The 1,805-nt window shown below is 71.0% G+C and carries 3 protein-coding genes; 1 reads left to right on the top strand and 2 read right to left on the bottom strand.

Annotated features, from left to right (window positions below):
* On the bottom strand, positions 1–832 hold an 832-nt coding region (locus ACFPZL_RS12865; RefSeq protein WP_382335754.1), incomplete at its 3' end, for a trans-sulfuration enzyme family protein.
* Between the two features lie 113 nt (positions 833–945).
* Between ACFPZL_RS12865 and ACFPZL_RS12860 the strand changes: the two genes are divergently transcribed.
* Positions 946–1,434, top strand: coding sequence for an Lrp/AsnC family transcriptional regulator (locus tag ACFPZL_RS12860; RefSeq protein ID WP_218115852.1), 489 nt, complete (start codon positions 946–948; stop codon positions 1,432–1,434).
* Between the two features lie 49 nt (positions 1,435–1,483).
* Here ACFPZL_RS12860 and ACFPZL_RS12855 read toward each other — a convergent pair.
* A partial coding sequence (locus tag ACFPZL_RS12855) for a helix-turn-helix domain-containing protein (protein WP_382335752.1) occupies positions 1,484–1,805 on the bottom strand: 322 nt, incomplete at its 5' end.

Raw genomic sequence — 1,805 nt, 5'->3', positions numbered from 1 at the left:
ATGCGGCCACGCGTCCGGCGTTCTCCTGCTGGGCGCGCACCCGCACCGGCAGCGTCGCCAGGCCGCGGTGCAGCAGATATGCGGCGAGCGGGTGGAGGATCGCCCCGGTGATCGCGCGGATCGGCCGCAGCATCTCGGCGTGCGCCTCGGCGCAGGCGATGATGCCGCCCATCGCATCGCCGTGCCCGCCGAGATACTTCGTAGCGCTGTGCATCGAGAGCGCGGCGCCGTGGTCGAGCGGGTTCTGCAGCACCGGGGTCGCGAAGGTGTTGTCGACGAGCACCGGCACCTCGCCGGCCTGCGCGACGACCGCGGCGATGCTCACCAGCTCGAGCGTCGGGTTCGCGGGGGTCTCGACGATGACGAGCCCGGTGTCTGGGCGGCGGGAGGCCGCCACCTCGTCGGGTCGGCAGAAGGTCACCTCGGTGCCCAGCAGACCCGACGCGAGCAGATGATCCGTGCCGCCGTAGAGCGGGCGCACGGCGACGACGTGGCGCTTGCCGGTCGCGGAGGCGAATGCGAGCAGTGCCGCGGTGAGCGCGGCCATACCGCTGGCGAAGGCCACGGCGGCCTCGGCGTGCTCGAGCCGGGCGAGGCCCGCTTCGAAGCGCGCGACGGTCGGGTTCCAGAGGCGTTCGTAGACGGCGCTGCCGCTCGCGGGCACGGTTCCGCCGCTCGCGAGGGCGTCGTACGAGGTGCCGCCCTGCTCGATCGAGGCGAGCGGATTCGTGGTCGAGAGGTCGATCGGCAGCGCGTGCACGCCGAGCGGGGTCAGATCGTCGCGGCCCGCGTGGACGGCGAGGGTGTCGAGGTTCATCGGTGAGCCGGTCATGTCGACAGTCTCGCTCCCCGAGCATCTCAGGGGAAGCGAACTTGATCCTCGTGCAAGAATTGCGCACAAGAACTGCGATTCGAGCAAATCGACCGAGGAATCCAGGAGGGAACATGCCGAACGGGCAAACGGCCGACCCGGGGCTCGACCGCCTCGACTACGAGATCGTCCGCGTCCTGAGCGCCGACCCCGGCCTCACGAACAAGGCCATCGCCGCCGCCGTCGGCACCGCCGAGTCCACCTGCGCCTACCGCGTCCGCCGCATGCGCGATGCCGGCGTGATCCGCCCCCGCCGGCTCGAAGTCGACCATGCCCGGCTCGGCCACCCGCTGCACGCCGTCATCATGGTGTACCTCGCCAATCACTCCCGCGATGTCGTCGACCGCTTCATGACGAGCATGGTGCGCGCGCCCCACGTGATCCAGGTCATGAACCTCACCGGCCGCTACGACTTCATGCTCACCCTCGCCGTGGCGAGCAGCGACGAACTGCGGAACTTCGTGCTGGATCACATCACCGTCCACCCCTCCGTTCGCGGCACCGAGACGCACATCGTCTTCGACCGCCGCGACGGCGAATGGATCCCCGACGCGCCCGACTGATCGTCGTCCGGCGTCCTGCGGCCGCCGCAACCGCAGGATGACGGGGCGCCTACACCGGCCGAGCGAGCAATGCGACCGTCAGCGTGGCGATCGTCTCGCCGTCCGCGAGATCCACCCCGAGCAGCTCCTCGATGAGCGCGAGGCGCTGGTAGAAGACCGAGCGGGAGAGGCGCGCCCGGTTCGCGGCCAGGGAGCGGTTGCTCGGGTTCGTGAGGTAGGCGTCGAGGACGCGCAGCAGGTCACCGCTGTGCCCCGGGCCGGTGCTCGCATCGTGCTCGACGAGCGGGCCGAGGGCGTCGTCGGCGAAGCGCTGCAGCTCGGGCAGGCCGGCCAGCCCGCGCATCAGATGCGCGAGCGGCTGCCGCTCCACC

Source organism: Leucobacter soli (genome assembly GCF_042659205.1).
In the GTDB taxonomy this organism is placed as follows: Bacteria; Actinomycetota; Actinomycetes; order Actinomycetales; family Microbacteriaceae; genus Leucobacter; species Leucobacter soli.
Note: the sequence above shows the minus strand (reverse complement) of the source record. Positions and strands in the feature narration are given on the sequence as shown.